The 16,311-nt window shown below is 70.1% G+C and carries 12 protein-coding genes; 2 read left to right on the forward strand and 10 right to left on the reverse strand.

The window, feature by feature from the left end; genetic code table 11:
• Positions 1-21: 21 nt before the first annotated feature.
• From QF037_RS49930 to QF037_RS49965, 8 genes are all read right to left on the reverse strand, one after another.
• A complete protein-coding gene (locus tag QF037_RS49930) occupies positions 22-3,387 on the reverse strand; it encodes a condensation domain-containing protein (RefSeq protein ID WP_307038247.1) in 3,366 nt (1,121 codons plus the stop codon).
• A gap of 509 nt (positions 3,388-3,896) precedes the next feature.
• Entirely contained in the window at positions 3,897-4,850 is a 954-nt protein-coding gene (locus tag QF037_RS49935) for an aromatase/cyclase (protein WP_307038250.1), read from the reverse strand.
• Positions 4,851-5,043: 193 nt separating this feature from the next.
• Complete coding sequence (locus tag QF037_RS49940) at positions 5,044-5,793, reverse strand: thioesterase II family protein (protein ID WP_307038252.1); 750 nt, start codon at positions 5,791-5,793, stop codon at positions 5,044-5,046.
• 439 nt (positions 5,794-6,232) lie between these two features.
• A complete protein-coding gene (locus QF037_RS49945) occupies positions 6,233-7,054 on the reverse strand; it encodes an AfsR/SARP family transcriptional regulator (RefSeq protein ID WP_307038255.1) in 822 nt (273 codons plus the stop codon).
• Between the two features lie 557 nt (positions 7,055-7,611).
• The gene (locus QF037_RS49950; protein WP_307038257.1) at positions 7,612-8,457 is read right to left on the reverse strand and encodes an AfsR/SARP family transcriptional regulator; all 846 of its coding nucleotides are present in this window, start codon (positions 8,455-8,457) and stop codon (positions 7,612-7,614) included.
• Between the two features lie 290 nt (positions 8,458-8,747).
• Complete coding sequence (locus QF037_RS49955; protein ID WP_307038260.1) at positions 8,748-9,401, reverse strand: ScbR family autoregulator-binding transcription factor; 654 nt, start codon at positions 9,399-9,401, stop codon at positions 8,748-8,750.
• A 73-nt stretch (positions 9,402-9,474) separates the two neighbouring features.
• Complete coding sequence (locus QF037_RS49960; RefSeq protein ID WP_373464013.1) at positions 9,475-11,007, reverse strand: acyl-CoA carboxylase subunit beta; 1,533 nt, start codon at positions 11,005-11,007, stop codon at positions 9,475-9,477.
• A gap of 180 nt (positions 11,008-11,187) precedes the next feature.
• Positions 11,188-11,376, reverse strand: a complete 189-nt coding sequence (locus tag QF037_RS49965) for an acyl-CoA carboxylase epsilon subunit (protein WP_307038262.1) — start codon at positions 11,374-11,376, stop codon at positions 11,188-11,190.
• A gap of 375 nt (positions 11,377-11,751) precedes the next feature.
• Between QF037_RS49965 and QF037_RS49970 the strand changes: the two genes are divergently transcribed.
• Positions 11,752-12,705, forward strand: a complete 954-nt coding sequence (locus QF037_RS49970; protein ID WP_307038264.1) for a ScbA/BarX family gamma-butyrolactone biosynthesis protein — start codon at positions 11,752-11,754, stop codon at positions 12,703-12,705.
• Between the two features lie 132 nt (positions 12,706-12,837).
• Here the strand turns inward: QF037_RS49970 and QF037_RS49975 are convergent, their stop codons facing one another.
• The gene (locus QF037_RS49975) at positions 12,838-13,704 is read right to left on the reverse strand and encodes an NAD(P)H-binding protein (protein ID WP_307038267.1); all 867 of its coding nucleotides are present in this window, start codon (positions 13,702-13,704) and stop codon (positions 12,838-12,840) included.
• A gap of 207 nt (positions 13,705-13,911) precedes the next feature.
• On the opposite strand from QF037_RS49975, the gene QF037_RS49980 reads away from it, so the two are divergent.
• The gene (locus QF037_RS49980; protein WP_307038269.1) at positions 13,912-14,577 is read left to right on the forward strand and encodes a ScbR family autoregulator-binding transcription factor; all 666 of its coding nucleotides are present in this window, start codon (positions 13,912-13,914) and stop codon (positions 14,575-14,577) included.
• On the opposite strand, the gene QF037_RS49985 is transcribed toward QF037_RS49980, so the two are convergent.
• The gene (locus tag QF037_RS49985) at positions 14,570-16,099 is read right to left on the reverse strand and encodes an FAD-dependent monooxygenase (protein WP_307038271.1); all 1,530 of its coding nucleotides are present in this window, start codon (positions 16,097-16,099) and stop codon (positions 14,570-14,572) included. The genes QF037_RS49980 and QF037_RS49985 overlap by 8 nt on opposite strands.
• Positions 16,100-16,311 lie beyond the last annotated feature (212 nt).

Raw genomic sequence — 16,311 nt, forward strand, 5'->3', positions numbered from 1 at the left:
ATCCGCTTCGGGGCCACGGCTTCAGGCGTCCGGTGCGGTGGCGTCCGCGAGGGCTCGGGCGAGATCGCGGGCCCGTTCCTCCTCGTCCGCGCTCGCGCCGGCGAGCACCACGCGGGGCGGGGGGCCGCCGTCCGCGCCGATCCGCCGGGCGAGGTCGCAGGCGAGGGCACCGGCACCGGAGAAGCCGCCGAGCAGCAGCCGGCCGGTGCCGCGCGCGGCCAGGGCGGGCCGGGCGCGGTCGGCGTCGCCGGTGAGCACCAGCAGTTCCTGGGGGCCCGCATAGGTGTGGGCGAGCAGGTCGTAGCAGGCCGCGGGGGCGCCCGGCGGCGGGACCAGACAGATGGTGCCCGCCTGCTCCTGTCCCGCCGTGCGCAGGGTGAGCAGCGGCTCGTCGCCGCCCTCCCCCGAGACCTCGGCCATCTGCGGTACGGCCCGGCCCTCCAGCAGCTTCACGGCGGCCGCGACGGTGGTGGACTCGCCTGCCCACAAGGGGAGTTCGCGCAGCAGCAGGGCGCTTTGCATCAGCAGTTCGGCTGCCGCCTCGTCGTCGAGGACATCACGGTCGTGGACCGCCGTCAGGACCAGTCCGCCCGCGCTGTCGTGGTGGGCGAGCAGTCCGATGGGCAGCACTGAGCGGGCGGGTACGGTGCCCTGGAACTCGGCCCGGATGCCCTGTGCGGCGAGTTCGCCCTCCAGCCCTTCCACCGGGTGCGGCGGATCCTCGAAGACGATGACGGTGGCGGCGGGGTCGGTGTCCGCGCCGCTCTGGCCCGGGGTCCGGATCCAGTCGGCCGGCACCCATTCGTAGGCGGCCATGTCCAGGGCGTGGTCGCGCAGTTGCCGCATCAGGTTCGGCAGGGTCCCCGCCGGGTCCACCTCGACGGACATCGGCAGCGAGTTGCGCAGCGGTCCCAGCATCCGGGCGACGCCGTCGAGGGGGATGCCACGGCCCGGGGCGGTGACCGCGAAACAGACGGGGGCCGGTCCAGCGGCGCCGGAGGCACGGTGGATCAGCATCGCCCAGACGGCCTGGAGCACGCTGCTCTCGGCGATGCCCCACATGCCGGCCCAGCGCGCGAGACGGATGGTTTCTGCAGAGTCGAGGCGCAGCCGGGAGCGGCCCACCCCGGTCAGACCGGTGGCCCCGCCGGGCCGGGCCGGCCGGGAGGCCGCGTCGGCGGGCGGTACGGAACGCCCCCAGAACCCCCGTACCGGCTCCAGGTCCTGGGCGGCGATCCAGGCGGTGTAGTCACGCAGATCGGGCCGGCGCTCGCCGCCGGGCAGGGAGCCGCCCGCGAGATAGGCCCGGTGGAACTCGCGCAGCATGATGTGCGCGCTCCAGGTGTCGAGCAGGGCCCGGTGATAGGTGAGCACGATCCGGGTGGGCGAGCCCTCGCCCTCGAGGGGGCTGCCCTCCGACCCCAGCAGGGTCAGGCGCAGCGGTCCGGGGCAGCGCAGGTCGAAGCCGCGCAGCCGGTCGCGCTCCAGCAGGGCGGACAGCTCGGTGTCGTCGCCGCGCCGGACCCGGACGGTGATCTCCGGAGTGACCCGGCTGTGCACCATGAGCTGCGGTTCGGGGCCGCCGGTGAAGGCGGTACGCAGCACCGTCTCGCAGTCGAAGACCGACTGCCATGCGGAGGTGAAGCGTTCGACGTCGAGCGGGCCGTGCCAGACCCACACGAGCTGCTCGACGTGCCGGCCGGTGCCGGGCTGTGCGTCACTGGCCTTGTACAGCGCCGACTGCTGAGGGGTGGCCCGGAAGACGGACGGGATCGGAGCGGCGGCCGCGCCGGCCAGCTCCCCGAGCACCTCACGCAGCAGGTCGGCAAGGGCAGCCACGGAGGTGTCGGTGATGGCTTGGGCCGGGTCAGGCACCCAGTCCAGGCCGAGGCGCAGCCTGCCGCCGCCGACCTGGACCCGCACGTCGAGACGGTGCGCGGACCGGCTCGGCGCGCTGCCGGGCACGGGTCGGGCGGAGCCGGGCAGCAGTTCGTCCGGGCCGTGCAGGATCAGACAGACCGGGGCGGGCGCCAGTTCGCGCAGAGCGTCGCGCAGCAGCGGGTCGGGGCTCCACTCCCGGCAGGCCCCGAATCCGGCGCCGCCCGCCGCCTGCCCGGCGCCGGCCGCCAACGGGCCTGCCACAGCGGCCAGTTGACCGAGGGGGTCCAGGCCGGGGTCGAGGGTGAGATGGACCGGGTGCACATCGGTGAGCCGGCCCACGTGGCGCCGTAGGCCCGGATGGCCCGCCCTGGGGTCGCTGCGCACGTCGAAGCCGACCTCGTCGACGCGCTGCCAGCGGGCCATGGCCATGGCGAACGCGCCGGTCAGCACCTGCCCGGCGGTCAGCGCCAGCCGTCGGGCCAGGCCCTTGGTGATCCGCTCGGTCAGGTCCTCGTCCACGGCGATGTCGATGTGCCGTTCCTGTCGCGGCCCGCTGCCCCACCCCGTCGCCGGGGCGGTGTCGGTGGTGTCGCCGGACCGGGGCACCGCGGCGGAGCTGCGGGCGCCGAGCGTGCGGGCCCGGCGGTCGGCGACGAGGGCCCAGTGGCGGACCTCGTCGGGGTCGCCAGCCAGTTCCCGCAGTTCGCCGGCCCAGTCGGTCAGCGGGTCGGGCACGCGCCGCGGGCGTACGGGGACCCGGGCCGTGGCCGCCCCGAGGGCGGCGGTCAGGTCGTCCAGCAGGATCCGCCAGGACGCGGCGTCCACGGCGAGCTGATGGACGATCACGGCGAGCCGGTCGGCGCGCGGTCCTGCCGTACGGCGGTCCCGGGCGAGCAGGGCCCGCAGCTGGACGCCGGTGTCCGCATCGAGGGTGCGGCCGATCGAGGCGACATCCGCGGCGAAGCCGGCCTCGTCGGTGAACTCCCCTTCCGTCAACGGGTCCTGGCCGTCCGAGGCCGCCGCCAGCCCGGTCAGCCGGCCGCCCATCGTGTCGAGGCGGGAGCGCAGTTGGGGGTGGGCGGCCAGGACGCTGCGCAGCGCCTCCCGTACCGTGCCCGCGTCCAGCGAGGCGGCGGGCTCGATGAACACCGCCTCATAGCGGTGCCGTGCGGGACGGGTGAGGACCGCGCACTGGGCGGGGACCAGCGGTCGGTCGACCACGAGCGGCTCGGTGAGGAGATCGGCGATACGACCCACCACGGACGCCGCGATCGCGCCGTCCCGCTGGATGAAGCGGAGCGTGTGATGGTCGGGGCCGTGCCGCAGCAACCGGTGCTGCCACCCTGGCCGGCCCGGGTCACCGGAGGCGAGCTCGCCCAGGACGTCTTCCAGCACGGCGGGGTCCAGCGGACCGCGCAGTTCGAGGTCCCACGGGGCCGTGTGCGGAGGGGGCCCGGGGTCGACGACCACGGAGATCGCCGCGTCGGAGGAACGGGAAACAGTCATGCGTGTCCGGGGACGTGCGGTCCGCTGCGACCGGCGCGGTCCCCTCCCTCCTCTCCTCTGTAGGCGCTGGTTGAGCTGCGACGCCCGGCCCCTGCGGGGATCGTGCCGCTGGACCGATGGGCAAGGTGCCCAGTCCGGCCCTGAAGGCGTGGTGGACGGTACGCGCCCGGTTGCGCCGTACAGGGCCGTGGCGAAGACAGGGGAGCGCCTGAGGACGGGTGGTCGACAGTGCGGACGGCCCGCGCGCGGGCCCGGTGGGGCCAAGGCCAAAAGGGTGGCTGCGGCGCAGGCGACGGGAGGTGGGGTACACGGGGACGTTGCCGCGCTGCCTCACTTCCATGACGCCTCCTGGTCAGCAGATATCCACCACACTCCGACTCTGCACGCTAACGGCAGCACCAGGTCCCCGTCCGATTTCCCAAGCGGGTGTGCAGCGGTGCCCAAGCCCGCCAGGGCCCATCCATGAGCGGCCCGTCCGCCTGCCCCGTCCGCCCCGGACGGTGCCGCCGTCACAGCATGCGGACGGCGGTCTCCGCATGCTGCTTGGCATGGGCGAGCAGCACCCGGCTGTTGCGGCCGATCGCCTCGCGCACATGCCGGCGGGCGTGTTCCAGGTTCGCGTGCTCGCCCAGTTCGGCGGCGATGTTCTCCTCGCGCAGGACGACGGTGTGCTGCGCGATGACGGTCACGCCCCGCTCCTCGGGGACGACGGACCATTCGCCGGTGTGCGCCTGAAGCAGGGCGGGGGTCGTGGTCTGCTTGTGGATGATGCGCTCGGCGTGCGGGAAGCAGATCCGCACCGAGTCGGTGGTGTGGGTGCCGTACTCGGTCAGCGTCTCCATGGTCACGCGCTGCACTCCGGGCTCGTCCTCGGTGAGGTCGACCCGGGTGACGTGCGGCACCATGTCCGGCCAGTCCCCGGCCCGGTACAGGAAGTCGTAAACCAGTTCGGCCGGGCCGTTGACGTGTACCGACTCCTCGAAGGTCAGGACCAGTTCGTCCAGGCGCTCCCAGCGCTCGGCGACCGCCTTCAGGCCGGCGAGCTGGCTGCGGCTGTGCCCGTCGGCGGCCCGCTCGGCCCAGGCCAGGTCGGCGGGCAGGTCGTCGACGACACTGAAGTCGTACAGCAGCTCGAGCTCACTGCTGTGCGGTCCTTCGGGGCGCACGTTCACGATGCCGCCCAGCGCGCTCAACGGAGACGCGGGCAGCTCCTGCCGGAACTCCACCCGCCGGTTCACCGGGTCCAAGTGCCGCCATGAGGTCCATGACTTCAGCTGGCCGTCCATGAAACACCATGTGCGCAGCCGCTCCCGTTCGCCGTCGAACTCCAGGCGTTCCACATGAACGCTGGGGGAGAAATAGAGCGGCCAGTTCACCGCGTCGGCGAAGAGGGCGTAGACCACACCGGCTGGTGCGGACACACGGACCTTGTGCGTCGTCTTCTCCGCAAGCTCAACAGACATCTGAACACCTCTCCTACATTGCGCCGACGGCTACGCGAACAGAATTCAGACAGTCGGATGAAAACCGCTGAAGAACGAGCGGAAAGCAGATCGAATAACGCTGGTCCCGTCAGCCGTCGACTACCGCGTCGCACAAGGATTCAGGGGCGTGCGGGCACTCGCGTGCCCGCACCGGGTGAGCGGCGGTACGGATTCATCCGACGGGCACGCTCTCCCGGGCGAGGCGGCCGGCGACGCGGCCGGCCCGGCCCAGGAGCCTGGGCAGTTCACGGCCCCGTCCGAAGAAGTGATGGCCGGGGACGGTACGCAGCCAGGTGGGCCCTTGGGTCCACTGCCGCCAGCCGTCGGCGATCGTGGGCGGCGCCAGCGGGTTCTCCCGCGACGCGACCACGAGCACGGGGGTGGTGAGCGGCCCGGCGGACGAGGGTTTGCGGGCCGCCCCCTCCAGGGCCTGGGCGAGCTCCAGGTCGGCGCGGAGCACCGGCAGCATGGCCCGCAGCCAGATCCCTTCGTCGCTCTGCGCCGGCACGGCGCCCTTGCCGCCCAGGACATGCAGCAATTCGGCGTCCGTCACCCCACGGGCGTCCGGCAGTTCGGAGGGAGTGTCGGGTGGCGGGCAGGCGCCGACGGCCAGCAGTGTGGGGCCGGGCAGGCCGGCCTCGTGCAGGGCGCGCGTCACGGTGAAGGCGACCATGGCACCGAGACCGTGCCCGTAGAGGACGTACGGCTCGGGGTGCGGGTCGGCGAACAGGGGCAGCACATCGGCGAGCAGCGCCTCATGGGTGGTCACCCGCGGTTCGGAGCGCCGCCGTTCACCGCCCGGCAGGGGGACCGGGAGCACCTCGACCCCGGGACCGGTGCTGGCGGCCCAGTGATCGAAGACCGAGAGGCCCCCCTCGGAGTGCGCGAAACAGTGCAGTCGCACCGACGGTCCGTCCGACATGGCATCCTCCTCTCCCGGCGCCCCTGGACACACGGGGGCGGGGTTCGAGAATCGCCGGACGACCTCAAAGACCGCTTGAGAGCGGCCAGAGGATGGCTTCCCTCGGCTCGGCCGCACGGCCGAAGGGTGTGATCATGGAGAAGACTTCCCGTGCGGTGAGTTCGCGGAGCGTTCCGTCCCACGGCGCTGCCGCGGACGGTCGAGCGGGCGCCGGGCCGACGCTGTTCCCCCGGCGGATCCGGCCGTCCCGCTGCACTCCTCACACCGCGCCTCGAGGCCGCGTTCCACCCGGTCACGGCCGGTCCGACGGCCCGCCGTCCCCTCGGCGGAGCCCCTCGTCCGGCACCACCCGGCACCGCGGGGTCAGGCGCGGTCCCGGGACGGGACAGTGGTGGAAAACGACCTCTGAGTACGACTCGAGCCCCCGCTCCGGCCGGCCTCAGGCGGCGTAGAGATCGAAGGTCGAGCTGCGCCGGATACCGGCGGACACGTCCAGTTGCGGGTCGACGGCCAGCATCGCCTGGTGCAGCCTCTGCACCTGCGGTGAAGGCTCGACGCCCAGCTCCTCGATGAGCCGGATGCGCAGCTTGCGGTAGACGGACAGGGCCGATGCCTGCCGCCCCGACCGGTACAGCGCCACCATGGCCTGCGAGTGCAGACCCTCGTGCTGCGGGTAGCGCGCCGTCAGTTCGGCGAGCTCCGCGATGAGTTCGGAGTGCCTGCCGAGCCGCAGATCGGCGTCGATGCGCCGCTCGACGGTGCCGAGCCGACTCTCCTCCAGGCGCATGACCTCGATGCCGAGGATCGGCCCGACCCGTACGTCGACCAGTGCGGGACCGCGCCACAGTTCCAGCGCCTTGCGGAAACAATTGGCCGAAGTCTCGTCGTCCCCGGACTCGAACGCCGCCCGCCCTTCGGTGACCATGCGTTCGTACTCGTGGACGTCGACGCTCTCGGGCGATATCTGCAGCAGATACCCCCCGTGCCGGGTGGCCAGCACCTCCTTGGCCGCGCCGGGGACGTCGGGCCCCATCGCGGTGCCCAGGCGTCGGCGCAGCTGCAGGATGTAGGTCTGCAGGGTGGTGAGCGCGCTCTGCGGTGGTTCGGTCCCCCAGATTTCTTCCATGAGCATGGGGACAGGCATCACCCGTCCGGGGTAGAGAGCGAGCAGGGAAAGAATCTGCCGCGGCTTACCGGCCGTCGGGACAATCGACCCCCCGTTGACCTCGGCACTCAACGGACCCAGAACTTGAATCTTCACTGCTTTCCTCCGTACCTCGTCGAGTTCCTCTCGTGGCTGAATTCCGTCACCGTCAGCACACTAGCCGGATTCGCGCCACACCCGACTTTCCTCAACCGGAGCTTGAGGGTGTTTCAACTGAAGGCCACAGTCCGGAAATTGATCCACTCAAGGGCATGTAAACGACGACTGGAAGTAAGCGTGCCCGCATTATCACAGAACGGTCCGCCGGGTTACCTTTTCCATTGAATTCCGTTGCCGAGAACCCGAATTACGGAACGCACGGCACCGTTTCGACGAAGGGGCCGTATCGGCCCGATGCCGCCCCTCCCCCGACATCGGGCCGCAGGCGTTGGGGCGGGGAAGCCGCGTCTCGGCGGCACGATGACGTCCGCGCGCGGACGAGAGGCGTGGCAGGCCCGGTGGGCATCACGGGCGTCAGGAGAACATGCGTCGCGGCATCGGCCGGACAAGGCGGCAGGCCCGGCCCCGCGTTCGGGCCCACACATGCCGCTTCCCAAGGCGTCGGCGAACCGGACGGACCGGCCGCGCGAAGACCCTGGGAAGAGGGATGGCACTCAACTCGTGGGAACGAGACGCTCCTTGCCGGTCTTGGGCGCCGGCACCGTGGTCTCGGGGTTGGCCGTGAGAATGGACCGCTGCAGACGCCGCAGCCCCGCCGACGGCTCCAGACCGAGGTCCCGGACGAGCGTGGCACGCAGCCGCTGGTAGACCTCCAGGGCCTCTCCGCGCCGCCCGGAGCGGTACAGCGCGAGCATGAACTGGCCGTGCAGGCTCTCATGAGTGCGGTAACGATTCACCAGAACGGTCAGCTCGGCCAGCAGCTCACGGTGGCGCCCCAGTCGCAGATCGGCCTCGATGCGCTGGTCCAGCGCACACAGCCGGCTCTCCTCAAGACGCTTGATCTCCATGTCCAGCTGCGCACCGGCCTGGACGTCCGCGAAGGCGGTCCCCGACCACAGCATCAGCGCTTCCCGCAACTGCCGCGCGGCACCGGGGAAGTCACCGGCGTCCATGGCCCGGTATCCCACGCCCGCAAGGCGCTCGAAGGTGCGCACGTCGCTCTCGCCGTCACCGCTGACCAGCATGTAGCCACTGGGCATCGTCACCAGCACGTCCTTGGCGGTACGCCGCCTGCTCTCCCCCGCCATGCCGTCCTGCTCGTCCTTCTCCACGGCCACGGCGATGAGTTCACGCAGCTGGAGGACGTATGTCTGCAAGGTGGTGCGGGCGCTGCGCGGCGGCGTGGTGCCCCACAGCTCCTCGATCAGTGCGGAGACGGGCACCACCCGGTCGGCGTGCAGCGCCAGCAGTGCCAGCACCTGCCGCGGCTTGGGAGCCGTCGGGGTGATGGAGATTCCGTTCTCCTGTACGGCCAATGCGCCGAGTACCTCGATGTCCACGCGATCTCCCCTGTCTTATGCCCGAGTGCTCCGGTCGGTTCGCGGCCGTCAACAGATGTCGGTCCGGCGCCATGGCAAGAGTAAAAACAGCACGAGCGGTCTGTCAATACCAAACCGCATATCCTGTATTTTCTTAGTGGAGACGTAGGGGTTATAGGCCTCTGACCTGCATCTATTCGAGATCTCTAGCGGGAACCAAGAAGCCCTCGAGTCAGCCTCCAGGGAACAACCGCGAGGTGGAGGCGGAAATCGATCATAAAACAGACCTTGCGGTCTGCTAAGGCTCGAGGTCAGCCCGAGGTGCGCTCCGCCGAGGGGACGACGGCCGACGGCCGCGAGCCGGAGCTCACCAGCCGGTCCAGGTCCTGCCGGCCTGCGAGCCGCGGCAGGATCACCTCCCAGAAGCGGGTGACGTTCTGCCGTGACAGCCAGGAGGTGTCATCGCCGCCGAGGACCTCGAAGCCGACGGTCGCGGCGACGATGACGCGGGCGCTGTCCGACCAGGACACGCCCTCCGCCAGAGCGCCGTTGCGATCGGCCCGGCGGAGGCTGTCCTCGACCCAGTGCCGCCACTGCGTGCGAAGAGAGGGCTCCCCCCGGCGGGTGGTGTCGCCCGCGAGTTCGAAGCCGCCGCGGACCACGGTGTCGTGGGTGAGACTGCGCGTCAGCTCGTGGGTGGCATCCACCACCGCCTGGAGCGATTCCCCCTGCCAGGCCCGCGCCGCCTCGGTGATCAGGCGGACGGCCTTGGCGGCCTCCGCCTCCACCGCGTCGGCGAGCATGCCCTTGTTGGCGAAGTGGAAGTGCAGCGCGCCGTTGCTGACACCGGCGCGCTTGCTGATGGTGCTCAACGACGCGGTGACGAAGCCCTCCTCGGCGAACACCTCGGCCGCGGCCTGGATCAGTGCCTGCCGGGTGCGGGCCGCTCGCTCCTGTTTGACCATGTGCTGTCTCCTGAGAACAGGGACGTCGAAGGCCGGCACCGCACCGACATCCCAAGTCCCTCGGAACGTACTGCTACTGCGGGGGGTTGCCGTGTTTGCGCGACGGCAGGTCTGCGTGTTTCCTTCGGAGCATGGCCAGGGAGCGGATGAGGACCTCGCGGGTCCGGGCCGGATCGATCACGTCGTCCACCAGGCCGCGCTCCGCCGCGTAGTACGGGTGCATGAGCTCGGCCTTGTACTCCTTGACCATCTTCTGCCGCATGGCCTCGGGGTCCTCGGCCTCGGCGATCTGCCGGCGGAAGATGACGTTGGCGGCCCCCTCGGCGCCCATCACGGCGATCTCGTTCGTCGGCCACGCGTAGGTCAGGTCGGCGCCGATGGACTGGGAGTCCATGACGATGTACGCGCCGCCGTAGGCCTTGCGCAGGACCAGCGAGACCCGCGGCACGGTCGCGTTGCAGTAGGCGTACAGCAGCTTCGCGCCGTGCCTGATGATCCCACCGTGCTCCTGGTCGACACCTGGGAGGAACCCGGGGACGTCCAGGAAGGTCATGATCGGGATGTTGAACGCGTCGCACATCTGCACAAAGCGCGCGGCCTTCTCGCTGGCTTCGATGTCCAGTACACCGGCCAGGGTCTGAGGCTGGTTTGCGACAAACCCTACGGTCTGCCCGTCGAGCCGGGCCAGTGCGCAGATGATGTTCCGCGCCCAGCCCTCGTGAACCTCAAGGTACTCGCCGTCGTCGACGACCTCCTCGATGACCTTGGCCATGTCGTAGGGCCGGTTGCCGTCCGCGGGGACCAAGTCCAGGAGCGCGTCCGAGCGCCGGTCGATGTAGTCGGCGCCGCGCACCCTCGGCGGGGCTTCCCGGTTGTTCTGCGGCAGCAACGACAGGAGGTAGCGCACCTCGGCGATGCAGGTCTCCTCGTCGTCGTACGCGAAGTGACACACGCCCGAGGTCTCGGCGTGCACGTCCGCGCCGCCGAGGCCGTTCTGCGAAATCTCCTCGCCCGTCACGGCCTTGACCACATCCGGGCCGGTGATGAACATCTGCGAGGTCTCACGGACCATGAAGACGAAGTCGGTCAGGGCGGGGCTGTAGGCCGCACCGCCCGCGCACGGTCCCAGCATCACGCTGATCTGCGGGATGACACCGGATGCCTTCGTGTTGCGCTGGAAGATGCCGCCGTACCCGGCGAGCGCCGACACACCCTCCTGGATACGGGCTCCGGCGCCGTCGTTCAGCGACACCAGCGGAGCCCCGGTAGCGATGGCCATGTCCATGATCTTGTGGATCTTCGTGGCGTGAGCCTCGCCAAGCGCACCGCCGAAGATCCGGAAGTCGTGCGCGTACACGAAGACGGTACGTCCCTCGACCGCCCCCCAGCCGGTGATGACACCGTCCGTGTAGGGCTTCTTCACTTCCAGGCCGAAACCGCTTGCCCGATGCCGACGCAGCTGCTCGACCTCCTGGAACGAACCCGGGTCCAGCAGCAGTTCGATGCGCTCCCGTGCGGTCAGCTTGCCCTTGGCATGCTGCGCCTCGGTCGCCTGCCGACTGGGGCCGGCCAGCGCCTTTTCGCGGATGCTGTCCAGCTCCGCCACGCGCCCGCGTATATCGGCGGGCCCCGGTTCCGTCGAGGCCCGGCTCGTCATAGCCATGTCAGGTGCCTTCCTGGGACAAGGCCGAGGAGGTCCCGCCCCGGGTCCGTGAAGCCATCATAACAAACCGCACGTGCGGTATTTGATTGAGCAGTGAAGGAAATATGGAGACGCGTCTCGCCATCAGCGCCAACTCTCGGGCGCCGCATAGCTGTCCCGCTCCCGCCACCAGCGGATTTCAGCCGCCGACGGCTCCTCGGACGCCTCTTCCGCGCCCGCCTGCCGGGCGAGCAGCACCGCGACCACGGCAGCCAGTTCCGCCTCGTCGGGCCGCCCCCGCTCCACCCTGATCAGGGCTTCTCCCGTCCCCATGCGACCGATCCCCCTTTAGTCGGGCCTGGAGACACGGTCCGGGAAGCCACTCAAGAACGGCTGTGGCCTCACTTGAGGTAGGGGAGCAAGCCACATCCCATGCGCACCGGACGGCAGCAGGTGCCACATGCATAGGCGGCTGTGGTCGACCTGCGGGGCGCGAGCCGAGCCCGAGGTCACCGCGTGATCATCTACACATTTAGGAACGCATGGTTCCATTTATCGGTGGCTGGAGGGTGGCATTCCTTCTGGAAATTAAACCGGATGGTATGTATCTTCGCTCTCCTGAGGGATCCACCACTCACATTCAAGCCAAAGCGGCCAGGGGGAACTATGTCTGTAAGCACGTTCCGCATGCACCGCGCGATACCCGGCGTGGCAGGCACAGAGAGCGACACGCACCTTGCCCGGACCGGCGCCCTCCCCTCTCGGTCTCTGACGAGCACGGTCCCCAAGGAGCTCGTCCACCGTGCGAGCGTCGCCGAGGTGATGCTGACCGACTGGGCCCGCGTGGACGACCATCACTTCACCGTCGCCGCCCAATGGCCTCGTGGACACAGCTTCTTCGCCACCGTGGACGACTGCCACGACCCGTTGATCGCCGCCGAAACGATCCGCCAGGCCGGCATCCTTCTGGCACACGCCGAGTACGGGGTCCCCCTCGGGCACCACTTCCTGGTCAGCGACCTCAGCGTGGCCGTCCGGCCCGAGCACGTACGCGTCGACTGGACACCCGCCTCGCTCGAACTCGACGTCAAGTGCTTCGACGTGAAGGAGCGCGGGGGTGCGGTGACAGGATTCCGCATCGAGGTCGAGATCCACCGCGACGGCAGCCTCGCGGCGACCGGAGGTGGCTCCCTGACCTGCATCACTCCCCGGGTCTACGAGCGTCTGCGCGCCGCGCACTTCCCTGGCCCCGACGGTCCCCGGGTCATTGCGCTGACGGCACCGGAGCCCCCGCAGACCGTCGGGCGCATGTCGCCGACGGATGTGGTCCTCTCCCCCAACGGTGAGCCGCACCGCTGGCAGTTGCGGGTGGACACCCGTCACCCCGTGCTCTTCGACCACATGGTCGACCACGTGCCCGGCATGGTGCTCCTCGAAGCCGCCCGGCAGGCCGCGGCCGCGACCCTGGGACATGCCTCCCTGCCTCTCGCCGTCGCCAGTGAGTTCGAGCGGTACGTCGAACTGGACGCACCCTGCCTGGTCGAAGCGTGCCGAATGCCCGGCGCGGACCCGGACGGCGGGGAGACCGTGCTCGTGACCGCCTACCAGGACGAGACGCCCGTGTTCCGGTGCACCGTGACCATGGCGCCATCCGCCATGTGAAGGGCACCCCCCGACCGGGTCTGCCCGGGACGACCTCCTACGTCTCGGGCAGACCTGTTGCACACCGGACCGCTCCGACCGGCCCCGGCAGCCCTCGCAAGCGGTGGGACCCACCAGGGCCGACCCCACCGACTACGCCCCGGCCGTTTCCGTGACCGGCGCGAAGGCCGCCAGGTGGTCCGCGGCCCATGCCGCGAAGGTGCCCGCCGGCCGGCCCGTCACGACATGGACCGTATCCTCCACCATGGCCTTCGCACCTGCCCGCTGGCGTTCCGCGCTCTGCAGCAACGCCTCGACCACCGGCGCCGGATAGCGGTTCGCCAGCCCGCCGCGTGCCTCGTCGGGACTCAACTCCTCAAAGCGCAGCGGAACACCGAGCAACCGGCCGAGCTGCTCCGTCTGCCCGGCCGCGGTGACGGCCTCGGGCCCGGTCAGGGTGTAGGCGCGTCCGGCATGCCCCTCCTCCGTCAGGACGCGCACGGCGACCTCCGCGATGTCCCGTGGATCCACACAGGCGTTGCCCGACGTCCCGTACAGCGCGCGGACCGTGCGCTCGGACCTGATGGAGGCGGCCCAGGAAAGGGAGTTGGACATGAACGCGCGCGGACGCAGCACGGTCCACTCCATGCCTGAGGCGCGCAGGAGTTCCTCAGTGGCCCGCTGCCACCGGGTGATGAGGTCGTCGGCCCGGTCGTCGAGGACGGCGGCCGCGGAGAGTTTCACCACCCGTTGCACTCCGGCCATTTGTGCGGCGCGCACGAACCGCGCGTCGTCGTCGGCGCCAATGCGCGTGGTCACGAGGAACGCCGTCCGCACTCCTGTCAGAGCCCGGGTCAGCGACCGCGGATCCCCGTGATCGCCGGCGACCTTCTCCGCCGTCGACGCGGCGCCCGTGATCTTCGCCGGGTCCCTCGCCATGAGTCGAACGCCCAGATCGGCGGGAAGTCGCTCAACCAATGCACGGCCCACCGTCCCGGTGGCCCCGGTCACGAGGATCATCGAACGTCCTCCCCCGCACGAGCACCGGTGGCATCCGTGCCCCACCCGGCTTCCCCCATCACACTCCCCCTCCTCGCAGCGATGGTTTTGCGCAATTCCTTGAATCCGGTACCAGCCAAGGGGCTGCGCGTTGACCAATCAGCTGTAATATACAAACTGGACGGTTTTTTTGTGGGTCTCCGGGCTCATCGACTGGAGGAGGCCGTAGTGGTGAAGCAGGACCGGGCGATCCGGACCCGGCAGACGATCCTGCTGGCAGCAGCCAAAGTCTTTGAGGAACGCGGTTACCAGGCCGCGACCATCAGCGAGATCCTCGCCGCTGCCGGAGTGACCAAGGGAGCTCTGTACTTCCACTTCCCCTCGAAGGAACACCTCGCCGACGGCGTACTCCACGAACAGGACCACAGGCTGCCCATTCCCGACCGCGCATGCAAGGTGCAGCAGCTCGTGGACACCGTGGTCCTGCACGCCTACCGTCTCCAGACCGACCCCATGGTCCGCGCGGGTGTCCGCCTGTCGCTCGACCAGCAGGCCCAAGGGCTCGACCGCAGCGGACCCTTCCTGCACTGGAGCACGGTCGGGGTGGAGCTGCTGGAGAAGGCCCAGGCCCAGGGCGAGTTGCTGCCCCATGTCGTGCCGGCCGAGACCGCCGACGCCCTGGTGGGCGCCTTCGCCGGTGTCCAGGCCATGTCCCAGGCGTTGTGCAACTACCAGGATCTGCCCCGCAGGGTCAGCGCACTGCTGCGGCATCTACTGCCCAGTGTGGTGGTCCCCTCCGTGCTCGCCGCGGTGGATCTCACCGAGAACAGGGGGGCCGCGGTCCAGACCGAGCTTGAGACCGCGCACCCCCTTCGACCGGCGCCGGTCAGCTGACCGCCCCGGCAAGAACACCCCTGGCCTCCGCCCGCACGCCCTCACCGAAGTACGCCTTGAGGGCGGCGGCGGGTCCGTCGCCCCCCGACGCCCAGGCGATGTAACCATCCGGCCGCACCAGCATTGCGTCACAGGGGAGTTGGGGCACCGGCTCGGCGCGCACCACCCTCAACAGGCCGTCCCACCCGCGCGCCTGCTGCTCATAGCCACCGTCCTGCTCGCCGAAGAGCAGCAGCAGCGGCCGCCCCTCACCCAGCAGGCCGATCACATCGGTGCGCCCCTGCCGGGTCACGAGGTCGACGTTGGGCAGAAACCTTCCTTCCCATGGTGGGGAGTCCACGCCGCGCGTCGGCAGCACGGTGTCCTGGGCACTGACCATGGACGCCAGCACACCGCTCTCCCCTCCCCTGGCCAGCAATTCTCCGAACAGGGCCCGCAGCGGGTCGAGTTCAGGGCCGGGCCGCATCAGGGCCAGCTGAGCCCGGGTGTTGTCGACGACCCGCTGCGCCGCGGGACGGCGCTCCTGGTCGTAGGTGTCCAGCAGTCCCACGCCCGCGGTGCCGCGCACCGTGAACGCGAGCTTCCAGCCGAGGTTCACGGCGTCCAGCAGCCCGGTGCTCAAGCCCTGGCCGCCGATCGGGAAATGCACATGTGCCGCATCGCCGACCAGGAAGATCCGCCCCTTGCGGTAGGACCCGGCCACCCGGGAGAAGTCACTGAACCTGCTCAGCCACCTGGGATCCCGCATCGCGATGTCCCGGCCGGCGATCCAGGAAACCTCGCGACGCAACTCCTCCAACGTGAGCGGCAGATGACGTTCCTGGTGCGCGCCCTCGCAGTTGAGGGTCCGCAGCCGGACCACCCCGCCCGGCACGTTCTTCACGACGATCCACCCGCGCGGGGTGCGATGCCATCCCGCCTCCAGTACCTCGCCCTCCTCGAAGCGGACGTCACCGGCCATCGCCGAGATGGTCGCCGGGTACGTCCGTGAGGCAAAGCCCGCCTGCTCGCGCACCAGGCTGCGCGCGCCGTCCGCTCCCACCAGATACGCACCCGTGCAGTTCACCCGGCCACGCGGCCCCTGCGCCATGACGGTCACTCCGCTCGGCCCCTGGCGCACCCCGATCACCCGGTGTCCGCGCAGGATCCGCGCACCGACGGCCCGCGCGCGCTGCTCGAAGTGACGTTCCAGCTCCTCCTGCGAGCACTTGAGGATCGGCTCCGGCTCCGCGGCCGGAGCCGAGATGGCCAGTCCCGGGATTCCCGCGAAGTGGAACGCGCTGCTCGTCCATGCCGTGCCGTCGCTCTCCCCCGCGGTCACGAGTCCGGCGAGATGACCGCGCCGGACGAGACACTGCACCGTACGGGCGTGCAGCGTGGTCGCCTTGGGCCGCCGGCAGACCTCGGTCGCCGACTCCACGACCACGGTGCGCACCCCCTGCCCGGCCAGCTCACAGGCGAGGAGCATGCCCACGGGCCCTCCGCCGGAGATCACCACTTGTGCTTGTATGCCACGCACCATCCCTGACCTCCCCCATCATGGATCAGCACATGAGCGAGGAGGCTGAAGCGAACGGGGCGCACGAAGGTTCAGCGGCTTCCCCGCCCGGGACAACTCCCTGTCTCCCCACAGGAGTTGAGTTGCCCAGCTCGCTCATTCGTACGGATGACGAAAAAATATACCGGGTGGACGGTTCTTTGCAACGTTATTGATGCCACCGACAGTGCTTCTTC

Source organism: Streptomyces canus (assembly GCF_030815415.1).
Taxonomy (GTDB): domain Bacteria; phylum Actinomycetota; class Actinomycetes; order Streptomycetales; family Streptomycetaceae; genus Streptomyces; species Streptomyces canus_F.